This is a genomic window from Vibrio sp. 10N.261.52.A1 (assembly GCF_002876325.1).
GTDB classification, from domain to species: domain Bacteria; phylum Pseudomonadota; class Gammaproteobacteria; order Enterobacterales; family Vibrionaceae; genus Vibrio; species Vibrio chagasii.
In genome coordinates this window covers 1-2855 of record NZ_MCYD01000928.1, presented here as the reverse complement: position 1 = coordinate 2855, position 2855 = coordinate 1, and the positions used below count along the sequence as shown (strand labels likewise).

The following is a 2855-nucleotide window of genomic DNA, read 5'->3' as shown; positions in this document are numbered from 1 at the left end:
TATTGAAGATTAATCCGACATTGACTGATTATTCTCGACCGCTTTTCTTAAAAAGCCGTTCTGCTGGTCAAGCTGAGCCTTCGCCGCCTGCAAATCAAGCCCGGTCAGAATCATTAAAATTGCTAGCTTAACGTCGTAGTCAGTGGTTTTTAGTGTCGACACTGCCAACGCTTTATCACATTCGGTTGCTTGAATAACGATACGAGCGGCGCGGGCTACTAGCTTTTCGTTGGTCGCTTTTACATCGACCATCAGGTTCTGGTAGCTCTTGCCAATACGAATCATGCTCGCTGTGGTCAGCATATTTAGAACCAGTTTTTGCGCTGTACCGGATTTCAGCCTTGTTGACCCCGTTAGTGCCTCTGGGCCAACCACTGGGCTTATCGCGATCTGAGCAATATCAGCAATTGGCGAATCTGGATTACAAGACAGGGCAACCGTCACCGCACCGATTTGATTGGCGTAGTTGAGTGCGCCAATCACGTAAGGCGTACGCCCGCTTGCCGCAATGCCAACCACAACATCCTTTTCTGAAAATTGAATCGCTTTCAGATCATCGATGCCTAACGTCAGCGAATCTTCAGCTCCTTCTTTTGCTTTCAAAATGGCTTCTGGTCCGCCGGCGATAAGGCCGATAACCATTTTGTCTGAAACGCCAAATGTGGGCGGGCACTCTGAGGCATCTAAAACGCCCAATCGACCACTGGTGCCAGCACCCATGTAAATCAGTCGCCCTCCGTTTTGAAAGGCGTGAGCGATTTTATCAACGGCCTTAGCTATTTGCGGCAGTTCAGCTTCGATCGCCAGTGGGACCTGTTTGTCTTGTTGGTTAATCTTTTCGACCACTTCAAGAGAAGTGAGTAGATCAATATCCATAGTGTCAGGGTTTCTCCCCTCCGAAACGAGGTGCGAGAGCGCTGATATGAGAGCGTCGTTACTCATAATGATCCTTAAATGATGATTCTAAAATGGTTTAGTTAGCACTGTATAGAACGCCTAGAGAGGCAGATCTACTTGCACCAGTCACTTCTGGTAAATTACTCGGTAGTTGATGGACATGACGTTGAGCAAGCCAAGCAAAAGCCATCGCTTCCATATAGTCAGCGTCTACACCTTTGCTGGTGGTTGAGGCAACCTCCCAGCTTGGTAGAAGCTCAGAAAGCCTCTTCATCAACAGTGGGTTTCTAACCCCACCACCACATACATACAATGCTGGAGCGTTACCTAAGCGGTAAGCCTCGACTTCATTGGCTATCGTCAAAGCCGTGTATTCGCAAAGCGTGCGTTGGACATCTTGTGCTGAGATGTCATTAAATTCTGTTAATTGTTGCTCCAACCAAGGCAGGTTGAATAGCTCTCTACCGGTACTTTTCGGTGGTGTTAGAGATAAATAAGACACTTCCAGCAGTTGTTTTAATAAGGCTTGATTGACTTGACCTTGAAGTGCGAACTGAGCGTCGCGGTCAAATTTTTCACCCGTGTGTTTATCTACCCAAGCGTCCATTAACATATTGCCTGGGCCAGTATCATAACCAAGTGTTAGTTGATTCGGGCGCAGTACTGAAATATTCGATATGCCACCAATGTTCAGCACAACAACTGAGCTTTCTTGCGGTTGAAAAATAGTATGGTGAAAAGCGGGGACCAGTGGTGCACCTTGTCCACCAAGCGCCATGTCTTTACGTCTGAAATCTGCGACGGTTTGAATCTCGGTTTTAGCAGCAATAATGTTGGCATCGCCTAACTGCATGGTAAAGGGAGAGTCGCCTGTTGGTTGGTGGAATACCGTTTGACCATGATTGCCAATTGCGGTGACAGTTGATGCTGGAGTCTCTGACTTGGCGAGAAGCTGCAGAACAGCATCAGCAAACAGGTGGCCAAGCTGGTGGTCGAGCTCACCAATGGCAATCAAGTCAGTTTGCTGACCGATACATACATTAAGCAAGCGTGTTTTGAGTTCCTTTGGCATTGGAAACTCATCATGAGCAAGCAGTGTGATCCGGTTGTCTTCTATCGACACCAGTGCCGTATCAACGCCGTCCATGCTGGTGCCTGACATCACGCCAATGTATAACTCTGACTTCATGGTCATTTCCTTAATTAAGCGGGCGAAGCTTTTGATGTGCGATGATTTCCGCGCCATCTAAAGCATTACCTTGAACCTCTAAGCTGCGATCTTGTAGCGCTTGTGGCAGTTTGTCACGATAGAAAGCGCCTAAGCTGCCTAAGAACATGATCGGTAGTGAGTTGTTGTCTGAGCATGTTCGTGCAAGCAGCTCAATTTCTTGAATACCTTGCTCAACGATGTTTTTTGCCGTCGGACAACATGGTTCTAACTCGACAAGCTCTTTTGCAAGTTGAGCATAATCGGTTGCGTTGGCTGAGCGAGTCCATTTTAGAATCGCACTGCGGACATTGCCTGTTTTCTTCATCACAAGTTGACTGGTTAACGAGCAACGTTGAGCGTCAAACTCGACCAGTGCTTGCTGAACCGCTTTAAAACCAAGCCAAGCGCCGCCACCTTGATCACCAATAGGGAAACCCCAACCGCCAAACTGATGTGTCACGTATTGGTTGTCTAATTGAATCGCAACCGAGCCTGTGCCAATAGCAATACAGTTTACGCCTTCTCCTCTATTTGCACCAACGACCGAGGCTTCAGCATCGGTCGTCACATACAGGTTTGGGAAATGGGACAGTGCCAGTTGTAATTTCGCTTTTAGTTGAGCATTACCTGCGCCAGCAACACCGACCACAATATAACACTGTTTCGGATTTATCTGATTCACACTCAGCATTTCTTCAATGTAATGAGTCAGTTGAGTGATTGCTGTTTCACCGTATAAGGTTAGTGA

Annotated in this window: 3 protein-coding genes; all 3 read right to left on the bottom strand. The window is 47.3% G+C overall.

The genetic code is table 11. The features are described 5' to 3' along the window. Positions 1-9: 9 nt before the first annotated feature. The gene (gene murQ / locus BCT81_RS20180; protein ID WP_102425593.1) at positions 10-942 is read right to left on the bottom strand and encodes an N-acetylmuramic acid 6-phosphate etherase; all 933 of its coding nucleotides are present in this window, start codon (positions 940-942) and stop codon (positions 10-12) included. Positions 943-973: 31 nt separating this feature from the next. Then, positions 974-2086, bottom strand: coding sequence for an anhydro-N-acetylmuramic acid kinase (locus BCT81_RS20175; RefSeq protein ID WP_102425592.1), 1113 nt, complete (start codon positions 2084-2086; stop codon positions 974-976). A 10-nt stretch (positions 2087-2096) separates the two neighbouring features. Further along, positions 2097-2855 (bottom strand): BadF/BadG/BcrA/BcrD ATPase family protein (locus BCT81_RS20170; RefSeq protein ID WP_102425591.1); only part of this gene is annotated, 759 nt, incomplete at its 5' end.